This window comes from Halorubellus amylolyticus, from assembly GCF_034808145.1.
Taxonomy (GTDB): domain Archaea; phylum Halobacteriota; class Halobacteria; order Halobacteriales; family Natrialbaceae; genus Halorubellus.
On sequence record NZ_JAXHGM010000111.1, the window covers coordinates 1 to 240 of the forward strand.

A 240-nucleotide genomic window follows, 5' to 3' on the forward strand; every position below is an offset into this window, starting at 1 on the left:
TCTAGTTTCGTCATAATCATCAGTGGTGCAATTTCTGTTTTCATCGGCATATTACCTGCGATGAAAACGACAGATCCGTATTCTCCTAATGCTCTTGCAAATGCGAGTGAAAAACCGGCAAGAAGAGCGGGAAAGATTTCTGGTAAAATGATTTTCACAAATATTTGTAAGCGGGATGCACCTAAACTCGAAGCTGCCTCTTCTACTTCTTTATCAATATTTTGCAGCACTGGTTGCACC

At 40.8% G+C, this 240-nt stretch carries 1 protein-coding gene; it reads right to left on the bottom strand.

Annotated elements, in window-relative coordinates; translation table 11 throughout:
• The coding region (locus SM754_RS20700) for an ABC transporter permease subunit (protein ID WP_323677974.1) at positions 1-240 on the bottom strand (240 nt) is incomplete at both ends.